We start from the raw sequence: 18,997 nt of genomic DNA, 5'->3' as shown, positions 1-18,997 counted from the left end.
CACAGTCATCACAGTCGGTTACTGATCATTCATTCAACTTACGATCTGGTCTTCCCCGCGTATTCTTTAATCGCCGCGCCCCAATCATGCCGCCGGGTCCTTGTCATGCTCCTACACCTCGAGACTCGGCCGTCGTGTCGAGCCCCATGTGCACGCACAAGTGTGGCGGCGCTCCGTGCGTGTTTCAGCGAACCCCAGCAGAATGCGAGTGGCTATAAGGTGGTGGTCGGAGGAACGGGAACCCGATCAGCTCTGCGCCGATGGCTTCCGCCCAGGCAGGCAGATTCCATTTTACCTGCGCGATGACGACCAACGTTGCCATCGCCTCGCCCATTCTCACTATTCTGGCCGGGCCAGCCCAGGCAGACCGTCATTACGGCAGAGAAGGTCGATGAACTTCAGGACAACTCTTGTGCTCTCATCCCCGCGGACTCGATGTCGAGTGCTACACCAGCCCCTGGTCCTCGGCGACGCGGATGGCGCGGGAACGAGAGTCCACGCCCAGCTTTGTGAACACGTTGACCAGATGGCTCTTCACGGTCGCCTCGGTGACGAAGAGCTCCTGCGCGATCTGCGCGTTCGAGGCACCGGTGGCCAGCAGCTTCACCACGTCGCGTTCCCGTCGGGTCAGCTTCGGGCCGGGATTGCGCATCGCGGCGATGACCTTCGATGAGATCTCAGGCGGCAGATAGGTCTCCCCGCGTGAAGCCTTCTCGATCGCGGTCGAGATGTCCTCGGGGTTGATGTCCTTGAGCAGGTACCCGGCCGCGCCGGCGTTGAGTGCCGCGACGATTTCGGAATCGTTGTCGAAGGTCGTGAGGATGAGGACCGCAGGCTTCTTCGGCAGGGCGTTGAGCCGCTTCGTCACCTCGATGCCGTCGATGCCCTCCCCCAGGCGCAGGTCGCACATCACCACATCGGGCGCGAGCTCGTCGACCACGGCCAGTGCCTCTTCGCCGCTGCCTGCCTCACCGACGACGGTGATGTGCTCGGGTGCGTCGATGACGGACCGCAGGCCGGCCCGCACCACGGGATGGTCGTCGACGAGGATCACTCGAATCGTCATGCGCTGTCTCCTTGTGTGGATTGTCCATTGGCGTCATCGGCCGCGCCGAGGTGGTTCCTGGGTTCACCGTCGACCGCGGCCCCCGGCCGGGAAGTCAGAATCGGATTCTTGGGCAGTGTGGCTGAGATTGCGAATCCCGAGCCCGGCGTCGACTCGATCACGAGCTCTCCGCCCAGCTCGCGCATGCGCGACCCAATGAAGTCGAGGCCGAAGCCGGACTCGGATTCGCGTTTGCGCGAGCCCGGCTCGGCCATTCCGACGCCGTCGTCGACGATGTCCATGCGGATCGACCCGTCGAGATCCATGAGGCTGACCATGACGCGTGAGGCGTGGGAATGCTGTCTGACATTGGCGAGCGCGGACTGTGCAGTCCGCAGCAGGGCCACCTCCACCTCGGCGGGCAGAGAAGGCAGCGTCTCATCGACCTCGACGCGAGCGTTGATAGAAGTGTCGTCCTCAAGACGCGCGAGCAGACGGCGGATGGCCGCGGTCAGCGCCCCGTCCTCGAGCTCGGCCGGGGCGAGGGCGGCGATGATCCGGCGCACGTCTCGCGAACTCTGAGCGGCGAGGTCCTCGACTTGGCGCAGGACCTGCTGGGCATGCTCGTCGGTGGTCTTGTCCACCTCGGCGTGGGCGATGAGCCGGATCGAGGAGATCTCCTGTGCGATTGTGTCGTGGATGTCGCGAGAGACCCGGGTGCGTTCCTGGATCTCTCCGGCATGACGCTGGGTCAGGGCAAGTTCGTCCTGTAGGTCAAGGAGATTCTGGTGAGCCAGCTCCAAGGATTGGAGCAGCTCTTCGCGCCTGCGCCCTTCGCGCAGAAGTTCGATATAGCCGCGGGAGAGGCCGAGGGCGAAGACCGCCCCAATGAGGGAACCGATGATGCTCGCGGTGCCGACCTCACCGTAATGGGCCAGGGGTGCCACGACCGTGGCGATGTAGGTCAGGGCGGTGAAGACCACGGCGATGCGGATCGAAAACAGGTGTCCGGCGAGGAGCCAGAGGACGAAGGCGATCCAGATGAATTCGGCGGAGACCAGCAGGGTGCACAGCCACGCACCGGCGAGGACCAGCAGCCACCATTTGGCCAGGACGATCGCACCGCTGCGGGCAGTCCGGACGGCACCGAGGGTGTACCAGGCGAGGAAGACGATGCTCACTGCGATCGCCGCCAGCGGTGCCGCTCCCCCGTCGATGGCGCGGATGCACGAGATCACGGTGAGGGCCAGGGCCATCGCGTGCTGGCCGATCTCCATGGTGCGCTCTGTCCACCCGCGTGTGTCCACGGTTTCACCTTCCTGCATGTCGTTCGTCCTGCCAACTCAATCACATCTGCGGCGAGCGCGTGCGCTTTTCAACGGGCTGCGCTTTCGATCGAGTGCACACTGTCAGGCATGCGTGCGGCTTCAGCTGGGCTCGCTTTCAGCCCAGTGCGCACTTTCAGCCGAGGATTCACACGCCGGGGCCCCGCCACCGATGTCTTACGATGGCCGGGCCCCGTCCACTGCTGTCAGTGCCGTTTGTCCTCGACACTGCGGTGACGGTCAGTGCTTGCTGTGTCCTGTCGAGGCACCGACGCTCTCGGATTCGCTCAGCAGGTGAGTGCGCTCTGCGTAAGTGCTGCCTGCTTGAGCACTCTCGTCCGGTGTGTCATCGGCAGCCGATGATTCCCGAGTTCCTGCCTCACCAGCACCGGCTGCCGTAACACCGGCACCGGCTGCCGCGGCATCAGCATCGGCGTATTTGTGCTCCGAGCGGGTGATCGCCTTGTTGGGCCACCACATCTTGTTGCCGGCCAATCCGAAGATGGCTGGGACGATGACCGTGCGCACGATGATGGTGTCGACGAGCACGCCGACTCCGACGATGAGCCCCAGCTGACCGAGGACCATCAGCGGCAGCATGCCCAGTGCCGCGAACACTCCGGCCAGGACGATGCCGGCGCTGGTGATCACGCCGCCGGTGTGGCTGACGGCTTCGATCATGCCCTGACGGGAACCGTGGATGACAGATTCCTTCTTCGCCCTGTGGGACAGGAAGATCGAGTAGTCGATGCCCAGTGCCACGAGGAACAGGAACGCGAGTATCGGAACCTGCGCATCCAGTGCCGCCTGGCCGAAGATCGTCCGGCTGAGGAACGCTCCGAGACCGATCGATGCGGCCGAGGAGGCCACGTTGACCACCAGCAGGGTGCCCGCCACCAGAGGTGCACGCAGGATGCCGAGCAGGATGATGAAGCTGATGGCCAGGATCAGCGGTGCAATGGCCAGGAAGTCCTGAGCATTTCCGTCGCGGGCATCGAGTTCCGTGGCAGCCGCGCCGCCGACCTTTGCGTCCGCACCGTCGATCGCGTGGACATCGGATCGGATGTCGGTGACCAGATCCAGGCCTGCGGGGCTGTCGGGTTCGTATTCGCCGGTGACCATGACCTTCGAGATCGAGGTTCCCCCGGTCGTCGTCTTGTCGGTGACGTTGGCGCGTACGACCCCGTCGAGGTCTGACACGGAGTCCGCGACCTCCTTCGCATGTGCCGAGTCGGTGACGACCCAGATCGGCTGTGATTCGCCGGGCGGGAAGTGGTCGGCCAGAGTATCGAGGCCCTGTGCCGATTCTGACTGCACGCGGAACTTCTCGGATTGGTCCAGTCCCACCGAGGTGCCGATGAGTCCCGTAGCCATGACACCGAGAATGATGATTCCGGCGCCGAGGTGGATGCCCGGTTTCTTGACCACGCGAGTCGCGATGGTCCTCCAGATGGAGGCCTTCGCAACGGGCTTCGCTCCGGTGGTTCCGTCGGAAGCTGTTTCGACGACCGCGATTTCATCGGCTGCTTCCTGAACCTTGGGAACGAAGGGCCAGAACACGCCCTTGCCGCAGATCGCGAGGACCGGGGGCAGTGCGAAGAGCACGGCGGCTGCGGCGATGATGAGTCCGACCGCGGCGGTGATGCCCAGTCCGCGGGTTCCTGGGATTACGGCGAAGATAAGGCTGAGCAGGGACAGGACCACGGTCAGGTTCGAGGCGAGGATCGTCGAGGCTGTGTGCGTCCAAGCGGAGCCCAGCGCCAGACGGTGATCGCTTTCGCGGCCGAGCTCCTCCCGGTAGCGGGAGATGAACAGGAGCGCGTAGTTGGCTCCGGCGCCGAAGACGAGGACGCTGATGATGCCCGTGTCGAACTGCAGGTCAAGTGCGTCACCGATGGCCCCGGTCACCGTGGAGGCGAGCCCGTCGGCGGTGCCGATGACGATCAGGGGCAGCAGCCACAGGATCGGCGAGCGGTAGGTGATGATGAGCAGCAGGGCGACGATGACGATGGTCACGATGAGGAGCGTGAAGTCCGCGCCGCCGAAGGCAGAGGCGATGTCGGCGCCGATCGCGGGTCCACCGGTGACCAGAAGGGACATTCCGGAATCCTCGAGCGCACCGGCCTGCGAGTCATCGGCGATGAAGTCGCGGAGCCCGTCGACGGTCTCAGCGGTGTCGGAGTTGGTCAGTCCGACCTCGATGGGGACCATGAGCAGCGCGGCCTTGCCGTCATCGCTCATGATGGGCCCGCTCGCCTTGGATGCATCGTCACCGGCAGATGAGTCTGTGCTCGAATCACCGGATTGAGCCGAGTCGATGTAGTCGCTGAGCGAGCCGCTCAGCTTCCCCAGTTCTGACTGGTCGGTGTCGCTGAGGACCGAACCGTCGTCGTGGGTGGCCACGACCATGACCGACTGCTTGTCGGCGTCGGGGAACTTCTGCAGGAGCTGTGCGGCCTGAGTGGATTCGGAGTTCGCCGGGGCGGATTCGTTGGCCCGATCCTCGCCTGCCCCGGACAGGAGTCCGAAGAGGAGAGTGACGAGGATGACGACCCCGCCGAGGACGAACCACGAACCGCGCTTCGACACCAGTGTGTGCGCGCTTTTCGTGAGTGTTGTGTTCATGTCTTAAGCTCATCAATTTTCTGAGCTCAAAACATCGCCTAGGAGTTCAGACTAAATCTGCAACTTTCGATGGAGTCTCGCGAGTATCAGGCGATCGTGGCACCCGCGGCGTCCATCTCAGCCAGCGCCAAAGTGGAGGAGTCCTTGCCGACACCGGCGATGAGGTCCTGCAGAACGCGGACGGACAATCCGTTCTTCAGAGCGTCGAGGACCGTGGCGCGCACGCAATGGTCGGTGGCGATGCCGACGACGTCCACCTCGGTGATGGTGAGGTCTGTGAGCAGATCGCCGAGGCGCTCCCCCGTATCCGTCGTCCCTTGGAAGGCGGAGTAGTCGGGTGTGCCCTGCCCCTTGCGCACGTGGTGGGTGATGGCTTCGGCGGCCAGCAGTGAATCGTATGCAGCGCCCTCGGTGTCCGCGACGCAGTGCTCGGGCCAGGTGTCGACGAAATCGGGGTTCTGGCTGAAGTGGCCGCCGTTGTCGCTGCCGGCGTCGTGCCAGTCGCGGGAGGCGATGATCGCGTCGTAGTCATCGGCGTGGGTGTCCACAAAGCGTGTCACCTCTTCGGCGACACGGTCGCCGCCATCGACGCCGAGCGCCCCGCCCTCGGTGAAGTCGTTCTGGATGTCCACGATGAGAAGTGCCTTCGCCATATCTCGAGCATAGGCGCTTGTGTGCCGTTTTCCAGAGACCGCGGCGAAGTCGCTCAGATCCATCCTTCTGCACGGAAGATGCTGCGGTAGATATCTCTGATGACATCGTGTTTGCGGGCGTTGTACTCCATGACAGTCTCACCGGCGGCGTTCGCCTCGGCGACGGAGCGCAGCTTCACGTTCTGATAGCGGTCCCGGTCGCCGGGATGACTGCGCAGCCGGTAGCGGAACATGCGCATACGGGCGATTTCCGAACACCGTGGGCCGAAGACGTGGAGATTGCAAATTGGGGTGAGGGAATTTCCGGTGCCAGCGTCGATGTGCTTGAACATTCGGTGCTGATACCAGGCAGGTTCGCGAAGCACGAGCTCGAAATCTATGGAGTTCAGACGAGGCCGGTAGGCGGTCTCTTCACCTGGGTCAGGGACGACGAGTGCGATGTCGATGATGGGCTTCGCCGCCAATCCCGGCACAGAGGTGGAGCCCACGTGTCCGATGCCCAATGCCGTGGGCCCGAGCACGGCCAGGATTTGGTCAGACAGCTGCGAATACTGCTCGAACCAGGAAGGATCATGCTCGACGAGCGCGATCGGTGCGCGGGGCGGGCCGGACCGGACCCACATATCGGGGTCATCGACATCATGAAAGGTGATGATCTTGTCCACCTCGACGATACGAGACTCAGCTTCGGCTTTGAGAGGCTTGGTGCTGCCGTCATCTTTTTCGGGCATGTTCTTCACACTAGCCATGTTGCTGGGCCTTCAGCCGGTGGGTTTACCTTCAAACCAGTAGAACTGTGAGAAGTAGTGATCCTTCGGCAGCTCCAGATCCTGTTTGACCACGGCGCGCACCTGCTTGATGAGGCCGCGTTCGCCTGCTGCCCAGACATAGAGACCACTCTGGTCGAGACCAAGCGATCGAATGTGCTCGGCCAGGGCGTGCCCCATCGGGCCGTTGCGGGGGACCCAGTCCCACCGCATGTTCGGATGGTCGGTCCGAGGAAGGCCTGCAACGGTCTCTGGATCATGGTCATCTTCGAGCACAACGGTCACAGCCACCTCGGCGGGGAAAGCGTCGAGCCAGGAGTTCACTGCGGGCAGTGCTGTCAGGTCGCCGGCAAGGACCACATGATCGGTGTCGTCAGGCAGATCGATGCGGGCGGGGGTCAGCGCGGCTTCGATCCTCGTGCCCGGCCTCGCGGTCGCGGCCCACTTGCTGGCGGGTCCGCTTCCCGCGGGATTTGCCTCATCGCTGTGAAGGACGAAGTCGAGGCTGAAGGTTCCGGCGGTCAGATCCACATCGACGAAGGTGTACCCACGCTGACTGACTTGGGCGCGGCCCTTCTCCGGATGGGGGAACCAGAGACGAGTCCAGACAGTGGGAAAGACCTCGCTGAGCTCGGACAGGAGCTCGGGTCCCGTGAAGTGGATTCGCCGGTAGTAGTCGGTGAAGTCCTCGACCTGCGTCACCGCGACCTCATGGTTGGTGATGCGCATCAGGCGCATGACCCCGCGCTGCCAATTGACCATACTCGTCCGCCCCTTCGCCCAGTAATATTTTCATTCCTGAGCTTAGCCTAAGCTAACTAAAATGGGGTGGACTGAGAAGCGACGACACGAGGGCAGCCGCGGACCGGTTTCAGCCCTGCTTCAGGGCCTTCTTCTGAGCCTTCTTCGCGGCCTTCTGTGCCGCCTTCTTCGCTGCCCGCTTAGTCGTCTGAGCGCCTGCAACCAGGAGGAGTCCGCCCAATGCCGCAACGTTCTTAGAGAAGTGGATCTTGTGAGCGGCAGCGTCGGCGCCGTCCATGTCCCAGAAGGCGTGACCGGCCAGCGTGGTCGGCACCAGGGATCCAGCGAGGGCGAGCGCGGACAGGCGCGGCTTGACGCCCAGCGCCATGGTGGTTCCGGCAAGGAGCTGCAGTCCCCCATTGGCGCGAACCAGGAGTTCATCGTCTTCGGGCAGGACCGGCAGGTATTCGCGGATCGCATCGAGTGTCGGGGCGGCGGCCGCGACACGACCGCCGGGGCTGGTCAGCGCCGAATAACCGCCGGTGATGAAGACTGGTGCGGTGAGTACGCGTCCTGCTGTCTGCAGCAACGATGGACCTAGTGCCATGGAGTTCTCCTTGAGGTGTGGGGTTTTGAGCCTAACGGATGCTCGACCTCAGCCTCAAAGCACTTCGCGGCTGGGCGCCGCTGTCGGACTCGTCGCGGGAGTCCCAGTCGTGCCCGACGTGGGCGTCTCGGTCGCACTCGCTGCAGGTGCAACGGGCGCGGGCGCTACAGCCTTCGGCCGCTTGAAACCCAGTTCGGGCTGCTTGCGAAACTGGCCGGTGGCGAAGAGAACGGCGATGACTATCGCTGACACGATCCAGCCGCTCACACCCAGGAACGAGACCAAGGCCATGTCCGGCGCCTCGGCGGAGCCATCGATGAAGAGTCCCAGCAGCATTCCCGCTGAACCGTTGAGCGCAGCATGCCCGGCGACGGCCGGCCAGATCGATCCGGTGCACAGCCGCAGCCAACCGAACAGGATTCCCAGCATGACGCATCCGCCGACCATGAACGCCAGGCCGGTGATGTCGGGGCGAGCGAAGTTGTATCCGAGCAGGATCAGCGGTGCGTGCCACAGACCCCAGATCACTCCGACGATGATGAGCGCGGGCCAGGTGCCGAGAGGACGCAGGCTCGTCAGCAGCCAACCCCGCCAGCCGACCTCCTCGCCGAAGGCGACCGTGAAGTTGAACAGCGAGCCCAGGGCCATGATCACCAGGTAGCCGATCACAGCCACAACCACAGGGATCTCTTCGAGTCCGGGCAGCTGCGCCAACTGCGCTTTGAACCCAGAGAGGCCGAGCAGGTCAACCTGCATCCAGCCGAAGGCCGCTCCCACCAGGTAGGCCACGGCGACCAGCACGAAGATCCCGAAGAATGCGAGCGCGGTCATGCCCAAAACCCGACCGAAGGGACGCAGCGGCCAAATACCGAGGTACCTGACTATGCTGGCCCGCGGGCCACCGGTGCGACGGCGCTGGATGAACATCGCCACGACCACAGCGATCAGCGGGGTGAACATCATAGCCATCCCCGAAACTTGCACCAGCATCACGTTTCCGAGGCCCTCGCCGCTCAACCACAGCGGCAGGCACACGAGCCAGGCGAGGATCACCGCGACGGCAACGAAGACTGCGAACTCGAGCCACGGCACCGTGGCCGGAACGATTGCCAGGGGTCGCCCCTTGGGGTCGACTTCCTCCCTCGCCGAGGCAGCTGCCGGCTCTGCGCCTACGATCACCTTGTCGCTGCGTTCCGTTTCCATGCTCACGGCTTCTCCTCAAATCCTGCGCCGGCCTGCATTTCCTGCGCTGTCCTTAGGAACCAACCTACGTTGCCGCAGAACCGGCCACCTCCGCCTCGTGGATGAAATCGTTCTCGCCCGCATGGCCGAGCCGCGCTGTTCTTCCCTCGAGCGCACCGACTCCAGACACCCAGACCCATCCGCATTCTGAGATACGATGAGTCTCGTTGAATCACCGTCGACTCGTGCAAAGGTGCACTCCTGATGACCGAACCATCCCCGAAATCACATCTCTCGGACGCCGACCACCTCTCCGTCCTCGGCTACAACGACTCCTTCGAACGGTCGATGAGCCCCTGGGCGAACTTCGCCCTCGGCTTCACCTACCTCTCGCCCCTCGTCGGCGTCTATTCCCTTATGGCCGTCGCCCTGTCCACCGGTGGTCCACCGTCGATCTGGTGGATCATCATCGTCGCGTGCGGGCAGATGCTGGTGGCATTGGTCTTCGGCGAAGTCGTCTCCCAATTCCCCATCGCCGGTGGAATCTACCCGTGGTCACGCAGATTGTGGGGCAAAAAATATGCGTGGATGGCAGCTTGGGTCTACATCTGCGCACTCATCGTCACCATCACCTCGGTGTCGGAGTTCGGGGCCGGGTTCGTGGCGAGCCTCTTCGGCTTCGCACTGGGCCGCAACACCACTCTCCTGCTGGCATTGGCGCTGCTGATCCTCGCCCTGGCCATCAACTTCAGCGGCACCAAATGGTTGGCTCGGATCGCCAGGATCGGCCTGTTCGCCGAACTCATCGGTGTCATCGGACTGGGACTGTTCCTGCTTATCTTCGAGCGCAAGCACAGTTTCGGCGTGTTCTTCGACTCCATGGGCACCGCCGGTGACGGCAGCTACGTCGCAACTTTCATGGGTGCAGCGGTCGCCGGACTCTTCCTCTTTTACGGCTTCGAGGCCTGCGGCGACGTGGCCGAAGAGGTCTCCAATCCCGCTCGCGGCATCCCGAAGGCCATGCTCATGACGATCGTCGTCGGCGCGGTTTCGGCCCTGTTCTCATTCGCCGGCTACGTGCTGGCGGCCCCGAACCTCGACGAGATCGTGGCCGGACAGGTCGAAGATCCCATTCCCACGATCCTTGAGGGAAGCCTCGGCACGGTTGGGGCCAAGATCTTCCTCCTCGTCGCCATCACCGCCTTCATCTCCTGCGTGCTCAGCCTCCAGGCCGCCGCCTCGCGCCTGATCTTCAGCTTCGCTCGCGACGGCATGATGCCAGGCCACCGTTGGCTGTCAAAGGTCACCGACGGGACGAAGGTCCCACGCAACGCCCTCATCGTCGCCTGCATCGCACCGGCACTCATCTGCGTGCTCATCTGGTTCAACGACGGAATTCTCGTCGCCGTCACCTCATTCGCGATCCTCGGCATCTACCTGGCCTTCCAGATGGTCGTCCTCGGCGCACTGCGTCAGCGCGCCAAGGGATGGAAGCCCGCCGGCCCATGGTCACTGCGCGGCTGGGGCTTCCTCGTCAACACCGCGGCCTTGGCCTACGGCATCTTCGCCATGATCCTGCTCTCCCTGCCCGGCGACTCGGGGTCCTTCTTCGCCGACTGGATCGTGCTCATCGGCCTCGTCGTGGTGCTGGCAGCCGGATTCATCTACCTCTTCATCGCCCGTCCCGATCGACAGTCCGATGCTCCCGAAGGTGATGCGATCGCCGTCGCCGAGGCGATCCGCTCCCACCACTCGAATCGCTGAGCCCCGAGGTCGCAACCACGAAACGTCGAGCGGACCACTTAGCATCGAGCGGGCACTCTATAGCCTCTGCCCTCGACGCTAAGTGGTCCGCTCGATTCTGCTCAGCGAGCCGAAGCATTAAGCACATAAAAATACATATCTATGCATAACAATTCGACACGGGTTGTCCTGGCCGCTAAGCTGGTCAGCATGTCGAAAGTATTGTCTTCGCTCCCAGTCGGTGAGCATGTTGGAATCGCCTTCTCCGGCGGACTGGATACCTCCTGCGCAGTCGCATGGATGCGTCACAAGGGCGCCATCCCCTGCACCTACACGGCGGATATCGGCCAGTATGACGAGCCCGACCTCGACTCCGTCACGGAGCGTGCGAAGGAATACGGTGCTGAGATCGCCCGTTTCGTCGACGCCAAGCGCCTGCTGGTCGAAGAGGGCTTCGTCGCTTTGCAGTGCGGTGCCTTCAACGTCCGCTCCGGCGGCAAGACCTACTTCAACACGACTCCTCTGGGCCGTGCGGTCACAGGCACGATGCTCGTGCGCGCCATGAAGGAAGACGGCGTCGACATCTGGGGCGACGGCTCGACCTACAAGGGCAACGACATCGAGCGCTTCTACCGCTACGGCCTCATGGCCAACCCGAAGCTGCGCATCTACAAGCCCTGGCTCGACTCGGACTTCGTCGAGGAACTGGGCGGACGCCAGGAGATGAGCGAATGGCTCGTCGAGCACGGCTACCCCTACCGCGACTCCGCCGAGAAGGCGTACTCCACAGACGCCAACATCTGGGGTGCGACCCACGAGGCGAAGAGCCTTGAGTTCCTCGATGCCGGACTCGACATCGTCAACCCGATCATGGGTGTCGCCGCCTGGCGTGATGACGTCGAGGTCGCCACCGAAGAGGTCACCGTCGGCTTCGAGGCCGGCCGTCCCGTCTCGATCAATGGTGAGAAGTTCGACGACCCGGTGGCACTGGTCTTCAAGGCCAACGAGGTCGGCGGCCGTCACGGACTCGGCGTCTCCGACCAGATCGAGAACCGCATCATCGAGGCCAAGTCGCGCGGCATCTACGAGGCCCCGGGCATGGCACTGTTCCACATCACCTACGAGCGCCTGCTCAATGCCATCCACAACGAAGACACCATCGCGCTCTACCACGAAGAGGGTCGCCGCCTGGGTCGCCGGATGTACGAGGGACGCTGGCTGGATCCGCAGTCACTCATGCTGCGCGAATCCATGCAGCGCTGGGTCGCCTCGGCGATCACCGGCGAAGTGACCTTGCGCCTGCGCCGCGGTGACGACTACACGATCGTCAACACCCAGGGCCCCAACCTGTCCTACCACCCAGAGAAGCTGTCGATGGAGCGCGTGGGCGACGCCGCCTTCGGCCCCGAGGACCGGATCGGTCAGATGACCATGCGCAACCTCGACATCGCCGATTCACGTGCCCGCCTCGAGCAGTACGCGGCCATGGGCATCGTCTCCGGCCCGACCTCGGAACTCGTCGGTTCACTTGAGGCCGGCGGCGCCGACGAAATCGCGAACTCCGGTGCCGATATCGACGCAGCCAGCGACCTCGCCGGCCTCTCCGCTGCCTTCGACGCCGGCACGGACTGACCCCGAAGTCCTCTCGGCCATCACCGGCCGAAGGCTGAGTCGTACCCGCAGCCCACGCACACCAGTGATGTCACTGTGTGCGTGGGCTTCTTCGATCTCGGATCGACCAGAAATTGCCAACCGCTGCACCGGGCTCAGCGGACAGTGGGAAGATCGTGCCATGACTTCAGCAGCGTCCACTGCACATTCCTTCGCCGAGGCGATCGACCGCCAGCTCCGCGAGGGTGGCACCGCCGTACGCGCCCAGAAGGAGCGGGAGTACCTCAAGAGCGATCTCGTCCACTACGGGGTTGGCGTACCAGCTACCAGGGCTGTCGTACGTGACGCGCTGCGCTCTGCAGATCTCGACCATGACGCAATCATCGAACTCGCCGAACTGCTGTGGGACACCGAGGCCACCATCGACACGAGCAACCTCGAAGCAGGCAAGAAGCCCTCACCGCCGGAATCACACCCACATCGGGCACCTGCCTACGAGTGTCGCAGTGCGGCCACGATGGTGCTCGTCCAATCGATGGACCACCTCGGCGTCGGGGACAGCAGCTTCCTTGAACGGCTGCTTCGAGAGTCCCGGACCTGGGCGCTGGTCGATCCACTGGCCGGCGATGTCGTCGGCCCGCTGAGCGAACACGATGGGGGTTTTGACCAAGCCCTCGACCGCTGGGCGACAGACGAAGATTTCTGGATTCGGCGCGCCGCGCTGCTGGCCCACCTGCGACCGTTGCGCGAGGGCCGTGGAGACTTCGATCGGTTCGCCCGCTTCGCCGATGCGATGCTGGACTAGAAGGAGTTCTTCATCCGCAAGGCCATCGGCTGGGTACTGCGTGACGCTGCTCGGAAGCGGCCCGATATGGTCTTTGACTGGATGCTGCCGCGCTCGAAGCGAGCCTCGGGCGTGACGCTGCGGGAAGTGGTCAAGTATCTGTCACCGGGGCAGCGTGAGGAGTTGCTGACTCGATGGAGGTGAGGCGGCAGGAGCTATAGGGACTCAGCGAATTCGAGCAGAATCTGATTGAAGGCATCGGGTTGTTCGATGTTGGCGGCATGCCCATCGTTGGGGATGACCGTCGATGATCCGATTGGGGCCAGACCTGCGGCTGCGGTCGCATGCGCCGCTGGCCAGTGCTCGCTTTCGGCTCCTGCGACGAATAGCACGGGCACGTCGCTTCCCTCTATGACGGGGCGCCAGTCGGCCTTCGCATGGCCGTTCAGAAGAGCCAGCTCACCGCGGCTGAGCTTGTGATCCACGCCTTTCATGGCTTTGAGCAGGCGCAGCATGCGTTTGCCACGTTTCCAGACAGGGGTGCCATGCCCGGTGGGAGGAATGCCCTCGGCGAAGTAGGTGTCTTTGTTGGATTCGTCGTAGCCGTAGTATCCGTGGGGCCAGTCAGCGGTATTGAGCATCTTCGGTGTCTGGTCGACGACAACGATTCCGGCGATGCGATCGGCGCTGAATTGGGACAGGAACGACCAGATCGTGTTGCCGCCCATAGATCCGCCCACGAGTAGAACTTCTGTCAGGCCCAAGGCTTCGAGAACTTGCGCAACGTCCTGGCCTCGACGCTCCATGGTCACGCCTGATGTGGGGTGGTCGGCATTTCCGTGACCGCGCAGGTCCACTGAGAACACTTTGTATCCTGCTTGCGTCAGTGCCTCGACCTGGTAACGCCAACTGGCCGCCGGCGCCTTGAACCCTGCCAACAGCACCACGGGACGACCGGAGGGATCTCCAGCTTGTGTGTACTCGAGTCGAACACCGTCATCGGCAGTGATTGCGGCCATGGCCCAATTCTAGCGCCCGAGGCTTCCAGAGACCGGTGTTCCCAATGCGAAAACGCCCGCAGCACTTACAGATCGAAAAAGCCCCTCACCAACATATCTGCTGGCGAGGGGCTTCGTTACTGTGCGCCACGAGGGATTCGAACCCCCAACCTTCTGATCCGTAGTCAGATGCTCTATCCGTTGAGCTAGTGGCGCATGGTGCCTGGCTTCACGCCCTGCAACTCGATCAACTATACACACCGAATTCGTCCAAGCTCAAATTCGGCCAGAGTGCGCTTCCCCACATTTGAGACTTCGGTGAGATGGGGCTGCGCCTGCGATTGGACGTTCGGCGTCCGCCGGAATAGGAGAGCCACCTCCGCGAGGGTGCTGAAGTCACTTCGGGAGTGAGTCATGGTCACCCGAAGCGGGCACTGAGGTCACACAAGACGGTTCCGCAGCCACTGTCTCCGGGGGTAATCACGCTTTGCAACGAACAGTCACCGCCATGAAAAGACACGTCACCCATTTGTTGCATTCACGACTTTCAAGATGCCGTTGTGACCCAATGCACATCTTCCAGTGACTCAAAACCGGGATTTTCCGGCCCACCCGAGTCCTACGGTGGAGATGTACCCGCCGCCAGGCAGAACCCCGTAATCCCGATTGACCAGGAGACCACTCATGACTGTCCTCGACCATGACGTCGTCGCTGACCAGCTGAAGAACGCACCGACCGATAACGAGTCGGTGCTCTCGTTCGTCAGCAGGGTCGCCACCCTCACCACTCCCGACGATATCGTCTTCGTCGATGGCTCGGATGAACAGAGGGCCACCATCGCCGACAAGCTCGTCGAAGCCGGCACGATCGTACGCCTGACCGGCACCAAGGACTCATACTACGCGGCTTCCGATCCCGAGGACGTCGCCCGCGTGGAAGGCCGCACCTACATCTGCTCCAAGGATGAGAAGGATGCCGGCGCTCTCAACAACTGGATGGATCCAGCCGAGATGCGCGAGACCCTCGAGCCTCTCTTCGACGGTTCGATGCGCGGACGCACCATGTACGTCATCCCCTTCGTCATGGGACATGCTGAAGCCGATCAGCCAATGTTCGGCATCGAGCTCACCGACTCCCCCTACGTCGTGCTCTCCATGCTTGTCATGGCCCGCTCGGGCAAGAACGCGCTCGATGCGATCGTGGCTAACGGCGGCACCTTCGTCGAGTGCGTGCACTCCGTCGGCGCACCCCTCGAAGCCGGGCAGGAAGACGTGGCCTGGCCCTGCAACTCCACCAAGTACATCACCCACTTCCCCGAAGAGCGCTCCATCTGGTCCTTCGGTTCCGGCTACGGCGGCAACGCCCTGCTGGGCAAGAAGTGCTACGCGCTGCGCATCGCCTCCTCAATCGCTCGCGATGAAGGCTGGCTGGCCGAGCACATGCTCATCCTCAAGCTGACAAGCCCGGAAGGCGAGGTCAAGTACATCGCCGCCGCATTCCCTTCGGCCTGCGGCAAGACGAACCTCGCCATGATCGAGCCCACCATTCCCGGCTGGAAGGCCGAGACCCTGGGCGACGACATCGCCTGGATGCGCTTCGGCGACGACGGACAGCTCTACGCCGTCAACCCTGAGTTCGGTCTCTTCGGAGTCGCACCGGGCACCGGCTACACCACCAACCCGACCGCGATGCGCGCCATCGAAGCCGGCGGAAACATCTTCACCAACGTCGCACTGACCGACGACGGCGACGTGTGGTGGGAAGGCAAGACCGACGAGAAGCCGGCCCACCTCACCGATTGGCGCGGCAACGACTGGACTCCCGAGTCGGAGACCCCAGCCGCTCACCCGAACTCGCGCTTCTGCACCCCGATCGCAAACGTTCCGACCCTGGCTCCTGAGTGGACGAACCCGAATGGCGTGCCGATCTCGGCAATCCTCTTCGGTGGCCGCCGCAAGACGACGATGCCGCTCGTGACTGAGACCAAAGACTGGAATCACGGAGTGTTCATGGGCTCGGTGCTCTCATCGGAGACCACCGCTGCCGCCACCGGAGCCGTCGGTGTCGTTCGCCGCGATCCCATGGCTATGCGTCCGTTCATCGGATACAACGTCGGTGACTACCTGCAGCACTGGCTCGACATCGGCAACACCGAGGGTGCTCAGCTGCCGAAGATCTTCTACGTCAACTGGTTCCGCCGCGACGAGGACAACTCGTTCCTGTGGCCAGGATTCTCCGAGAACTCACGCGTTCTCAAGTGGGTCTTCGAGCGTGTTGCCGGCACCGCCGACGCCGCTGAGAGCCCACTGGGTCTGACCCCCGTCGAGGGCGGTCTGGACACCGAGGGACTCGACTTCAGCGACGAGCAGCTGCGCAAGGCACTCGAGATCAAGCCTGAAGAGTGGGAGACCGAGCTCGGACTCATCGAAGAATGGTACGAGCAGCTCGGCGATTCGGTTCCGGCCGAGCTTCGCGCCGAGGTCGACAACCTGCGCAACCGTCTGGGCCTCGCCTGAGACACCAAGACTCCGTTATTGAGTCTCTGAGCAATAGAGAATCCCCTAACCATCGCCGAGGTGGTTGGGGGATTTTCGTGTGCCTGAGTCAGAGACCAGTGGCGCGCTCCTAACCGATCGTTGCGTGAATCTGAACGAGGAAGGCCAGCACATCGCGGGGCCGCCCAGGCAGCAATCGGCTCATATTGCCTGTGACAGCTTCCGGCCTCCTGCGCGGGCGGATCAACGTTTTCTGCTCCACGCTGTGACCTCCAGCAGTGATAGTCACGGTCAGCATGGGTGGGAACGGCCAACGCATGGGGGTGTAGATTCCACCCACGCGGACAACGTCGGACCATGCTGTTTTGAACAGCGTGAACTGTCCTCCTGGCTTCGACACGACCATCTGGACGCCCCACCGTGAGACGATCGTTCGCGGTCGAACCAGGGGATAGACGAACGTCCACAGCACGCCGCCGAAGGCAAACAGGATCAGGCCCAGGAAAAGCAGCAGGCCGAAAATGAGCTGCAGCCACCCAGCGAAATCATCGGAGAACGGGCTCCACATGGATAACGGCATAACGGTGAACATCAAGACCAGGGCGGCGACGAATGCCCATGCAGCTACGGCAAGGCCGAGAGTCTTGAGGAAACTGGTTCGCAGCACCACGTGATCGTTCCGGTCGAATTCGGCCGTCCACCGCCCTAAGCGCTTAGGGTTCGCCTTTGCGATGTCTTTCAGGAGATCCGGTGAGAGCCCGGCACTGTTCTGCGGCTGCATCACACTTCGAGTGTATGTCGGCTCTCCACGAGCCCGGACGCTCTCAGGCGCCGTGGAGTGCCGGGACGATGAGGTAGACGCCGATGAGCACAACGATGCTGCAGATACCGAACACCGTCCAGTAGCCGACCCTGAGCAGGGGCTTGCTTTGGCCTTGGGCCGCCAGGTCGATGTGCACTGCGCGCATCCGCACGGCAGAGGAGAAAAGTAGGATGACGACGATCGCTGACACCCAGGTCGCGACCGCAACGATGAGGAATGAGCCCCACTCGATCATTTTGTCTCTCCCTTGCCCTTGGGTGCCTTGTCGGCATCTGTCTCCGTGGCTGAGGTGCTCATAGCCCTGGAGTCAGCCTCGACGGCGGGGGAAGTACCGGACTTCGCGTCCGCCCTGTCAGCGATGCGCTGTTCGCGAGCCTCGATGCGAGCTGCACGCTTCATGGCCGCACGTTTGCGATTGCGGTCCTTGCGAATCTTGCGCTTGCGACCGCGGATGCCCACCGCATCGCCGACAGCGTCGAAGTTCGAGAGTTCGGGATCCGCCACCTTGCGTGAGCTGAGGAAGATCCAGAGGACTGCGACGACCGCGATGACGGTGTCGATGACGACGCCGATGGTGCCGAGGTGCGCGATTCCAGCTGCGATGCCGCCGACGATCGCAGCCGCCGGGATGGTCAGCAGCCAGCCCGAAGCGATGCGTCCGGCCGTCGACCACTTCACGTCCGCGCCCTTACGGCCCAGGCCGGAGCCGACCACTGAGCCGGATGCCACCTGCGTCGTCGACAATGCGAAGCCGAGGTGGGAAGAGGCGAGAATGGCGGCTGCCGTGGATGTCTCGGCGGCCAGCCCTTGGGCGGGTTTGACGGTGGTGAGTTTCGTACCGAGGGTGTCGATGATTCGCCATCCGCCGACATACGTTCCCAGCGCGATCGCCAGCGCGCAGCTTGCGATCACCCAGATGTGAGGACCGGTTCCGTGGTCCTGCAGATTCGCGGACACGAGGACGAGGGTGATGACGCCCATGGTCTTCTGCGCGTCGTTGGTGCCGTGGGCCAGTGCAACGAGCGAGGAACTGAAGATCTGTCCGTATTTGAACGGTGCCCGGTGAGCGGTTTTGCCTTCGCCGTTACGTCGTGTGATGGCATAGGCCAGACGGGTGCACAGATAGGCACCCACACCTGCGATGATGGGCGCGGCGAGCGCGGGCAGGACCACTTTGGACAAGAAGACGCCGAAGTCGACGGAGTTGAGTCCGGCACCTACGATCGCGGCGCCGATCAGTCCGCCGAACAGTGCGTGCGAAGACGACGACGGCAAACCGAAGCGCCACGTCGCCATATTCCAGAGGATTGCGCCTATGAGGCCGGCAAGGATGAAGTCCGGAGTGATCTGGACTCCCCCACCACCTTCTTTGATGATGCCCCCGGAGATCGTCTTCGCCACCTCGGTGGACAGGAAGGCACCGACCAGGTTGAGCAACGCCGCCAGGGTGACCGCCGTCTTCGGCTTGATCGCTCCTGTCGCGATCGGAGTCGCCATGGCATTGGCCGTGTCGTGAAAGCCATTGGTGAAGTCAAAGAAAAGTGCCAGTACGATGACCAGCACAACGACGAAGATGATTTCCACTAAGCGACCTTGA

The 18,997-nt window shown here is 63.1% G+C and carries 15 protein-coding genes, 1 tRNA gene and 1 pseudogene; 4 read left to right on the top strand and 13 right to left on the bottom strand.

Going from position 1 to position 18,997, the window contains the following annotated elements; translation table 11 throughout:
- Positions 1-445: 445 nt before the first annotated feature.
- The 8 genes from INT29_RS06725 to INT29_RS06690 form a co-directional block, all read right to left on the bottom strand.
- On the bottom strand, positions 446-1,066 hold the full coding sequence (locus INT29_RS06725; protein WP_101573825.1) for a response regulator: 621 nt from the start codon (positions 1,064-1,066) through the stop codon (positions 446-448).
- Positions 1,063-2,370 (bottom strand): sensor histidine kinase, encoded by a 1,308-nt coding sequence (locus INT29_RS06720; protein ID WP_226841699.1) that lies wholly within the window; start codon positions 2,368-2,370, stop codon positions 1,063-1,065. Before INT29_RS06720 ends, INT29_RS06725 begins: the two co-directional genes overlap by 4 nt.
- 240 nt (positions 2,371-2,610) lie before the next feature.
- Entirely contained in the window at positions 2,611-4,995 is a 2,385-nt protein-coding gene (locus INT29_RS06715) for an MMPL family transporter (protein WP_193071172.1), read from the bottom strand.
- Positions 4,996-5,081: 86 nt separating this feature from the next.
- Positions 5,082-5,648, bottom strand: a complete 567-nt coding sequence (locus INT29_RS06710; protein ID WP_101573823.1) for an isochorismatase family protein — start codon at positions 5,646-5,648, stop codon at positions 5,082-5,084.
- Between the two features lie 53 nt (positions 5,649-5,701).
- The gene (locus INT29_RS06705; RefSeq protein WP_226841698.1) at positions 5,702-6,379 is read right to left on the bottom strand and encodes a GrpB family protein; all 678 of its coding nucleotides are present in this window, start codon (positions 6,377-6,379) and stop codon (positions 5,702-5,704) included.
- Positions 6,380-6,409: 30 nt separating this feature from the next.
- A complete protein-coding gene (locus tag INT29_RS06700; RefSeq protein WP_193071171.1) occupies positions 6,410-7,177 on the bottom strand; it encodes a siderophore-interacting protein in 768 nt (255 codons plus the stop codon).
- A 109-nt stretch (positions 7,178-7,286) separates the two neighbouring features.
- Positions 7,287-7,763: a DoxX family protein gene (locus tag INT29_RS06695; protein WP_193071170.1), complete on the bottom strand. Its 477-nt coding sequence runs from the start codon at positions 7,761-7,763 to the stop codon at positions 7,287-7,289.
- Between the two features lie 54 nt (positions 7,764-7,817).
- The gene (locus tag INT29_RS06690; RefSeq protein WP_193071277.1) at positions 7,818-8,966 is read right to left on the bottom strand and encodes a CPBP family intramembrane glutamic endopeptidase; all 1,149 of its coding nucleotides are present in this window, start codon (positions 8,964-8,966) and stop codon (positions 7,818-7,820) included.
- Between the two features lie 243 nt (positions 8,967-9,209).
- Here INT29_RS06690 and INT29_RS06685 point away from each other — a divergent pair, with 243 nt between their 5' ends.
- The 3 genes and pseudogenes from INT29_RS06685 (at position 9,210) to INT29_RS06675 (ending at position 13,287) form a co-directional block, all read left to right on the top strand.
- On the top strand, positions 9,210-10,709 hold the full coding sequence (locus tag INT29_RS06685) for an APC family permease (RefSeq protein WP_193071169.1): 1,500 nt from the start codon (positions 9,210-9,212) through the stop codon (positions 10,707-10,709).
- A 189-nt stretch (positions 10,710-10,898) separates the two neighbouring features.
- Entirely contained in the window at positions 10,899-12,320 is a 1,422-nt protein-coding gene (gene argG / locus INT29_RS06680) for an argininosuccinate synthase (RefSeq protein ID WP_101573969.1), read from the top strand.
- A gap of 67 nt (positions 12,321-12,387) precedes the next feature.
- Positions 12,388-13,287, top strand: a pseudogene (locus INT29_RS06675) (DNA alkylation repair protein).
- Between the two features lie 11 nt (positions 13,288-13,298).
- Here the strand turns inward: INT29_RS06675 and INT29_RS06670 are convergent.
- Positions 13,299-14,102 (bottom strand): alpha/beta fold hydrolase, encoded by an 804-nt coding sequence (locus INT29_RS06670; protein WP_193071168.1) that lies wholly within the window; start codon positions 14,100-14,102, stop codon positions 13,299-13,301.
- Positions 14,103-14,224: 122 nt separating this feature from the next.
- Positions 14,225-14,297: transfer RNA gene (locus tag INT29_RS06665), tRNA-Arg, on the bottom strand.
- Between the two features lie 468 nt (positions 14,298-14,765).
- On the opposite strand from INT29_RS06665, the gene INT29_RS06660 reads away from it, so the two are divergent.
- Positions 14,766-16,598, top strand: coding sequence for a phosphoenolpyruvate carboxykinase (GTP) (locus INT29_RS06660; RefSeq protein WP_101573811.1), 1,833 nt, complete (start codon positions 14,766-14,768; stop codon positions 16,596-16,598).
- A gap of 109 nt (positions 16,599-16,707) precedes the next feature.
- Here INT29_RS06660 and INT29_RS06655 read toward each other — a convergent pair whose 3' ends face one another.
- Genes INT29_RS06655 through INT29_RS06645 form a run of 3 tightly spaced genes read right to left on the bottom strand, consistent with a single transcriptional unit; the run spans position 16,708 to position 18,984 of the window.
- Positions 16,708-17,361 carry a hypothetical protein gene (locus tag INT29_RS06655; RefSeq protein WP_193071167.1) on the bottom strand — a complete coding sequence of 218 codons (654 nt, stop codon included), beginning with the start codon at positions 17,359-17,361 and terminating at the stop codon, positions 16,708-16,710.
- 40 nt (positions 17,362-17,401) lie between these two features.
- Entirely contained in the window at positions 17,402-17,635 is a 234-nt protein-coding gene (locus tag INT29_RS06650; protein WP_101573807.1) for a hypothetical protein, read from the bottom strand.
- Positions 17,632-18,984, bottom strand: coding sequence for an inorganic phosphate transporter (locus INT29_RS06645; RefSeq protein WP_101573805.1), 1,353 nt, complete (start codon positions 18,982-18,984; stop codon positions 17,632-17,634). The genes INT29_RS06650 and INT29_RS06645 overlap by 4 nt, the downstream gene beginning before the upstream one ends.
- Positions 18,985-18,997 lie beyond the last annotated feature (13 nt).

The organism is Brevibacterium sp. FME37 (genome assembly GCF_014897485.1).
GTDB lineage: Bacteria > Actinomycetota > Actinomycetes > Actinomycetales > Brevibacteriaceae > Brevibacterium.
Note: the sequence above shows the minus strand (reverse complement) of the source record. Positions and strands in the feature narration are given on the sequence as shown.

Excerpts from the sequence above, each read along its gene's own strand:
- INT29_RS06725 (WP_101573825.1), bottom strand. The coding sequence starts at position 1,066 with ATGACGATTCGAGTGATCCTCGTCGACGACCATCCCGTGGTGCGGGCC.
- INT29_RS06720 (WP_226841699.1), bottom strand. The coding sequence starts at position 2,370 with ATGCAGGAAGGTGAAACCGTGGACACACGCGGGTGGACAGAGCGCACC.
- INT29_RS06715 (WP_193071172.1), bottom strand. The coding sequence starts at position 4,995 with ATGAACACAACACTCACGAAAAGCGCGCACACACTGGTGTCGAAGCGC.
- INT29_RS06710 (WP_101573823.1), bottom strand. The coding sequence starts at position 5,648 with ATGGCGAAGGCACTTCTCATCGTGGACATCCAGAACGACTTCACCGAG.
- INT29_RS06705 (WP_226841698.1), bottom strand. The coding sequence starts at position 6,379 with ATGCCCGAAAAAGATGACGGCAGCACCAAGCCTCTCAAAGCCGAAGCT.
- INT29_RS06700 (WP_193071171.1), bottom strand. The coding sequence starts at position 7,177 with ATGGTCAATTGGCAGCGCGGGGTCATGCGCCTGATGCGCATCACCAAC.
- INT29_RS06695 (WP_193071170.1), bottom strand. The coding sequence starts at position 7,763 with ATGGCACTAGGTCCATCGTTGCTGCAGACAGCAGGACGCGTACTCACC.
- INT29_RS06690 (WP_193071277.1), bottom strand. The coding sequence starts at position 8,966 with ATGGAAACGGAACGCAGCGACAAGGTGATCGTAGGCGCAGAGCCGGCA.
- INT29_RS06685 (WP_193071169.1), top strand. The coding sequence starts at position 9,210 with ATGACCGAACCATCCCCGAAATCACATCTCTCGGACGCCGACCACCTC.
- argG (WP_101573969.1), top strand. The coding sequence starts at position 10,899 with ATGTCGAAAGTATTGTCTTCGCTCCCAGTCGGTGAGCATGTTGGAATC.
- INT29_RS06670 (WP_193071168.1), bottom strand. The coding sequence starts at position 14,102 with ATGGCCGCAATCACTGCCGATGACGGTGTTCGACTCGAGTACACACAA.
- INT29_RS06660 (WP_101573811.1), top strand. The coding sequence starts at position 14,766 with ATGACTGTCCTCGACCATGACGTCGTCGCTGACCAGCTGAAGAACGCA.
- INT29_RS06650 (WP_101573807.1), bottom strand. The coding sequence starts at position 17,635 with ATGATCGAGTGGGGCTCATTCCTCATCGTTGCGGTCGCGACCTGGGTG.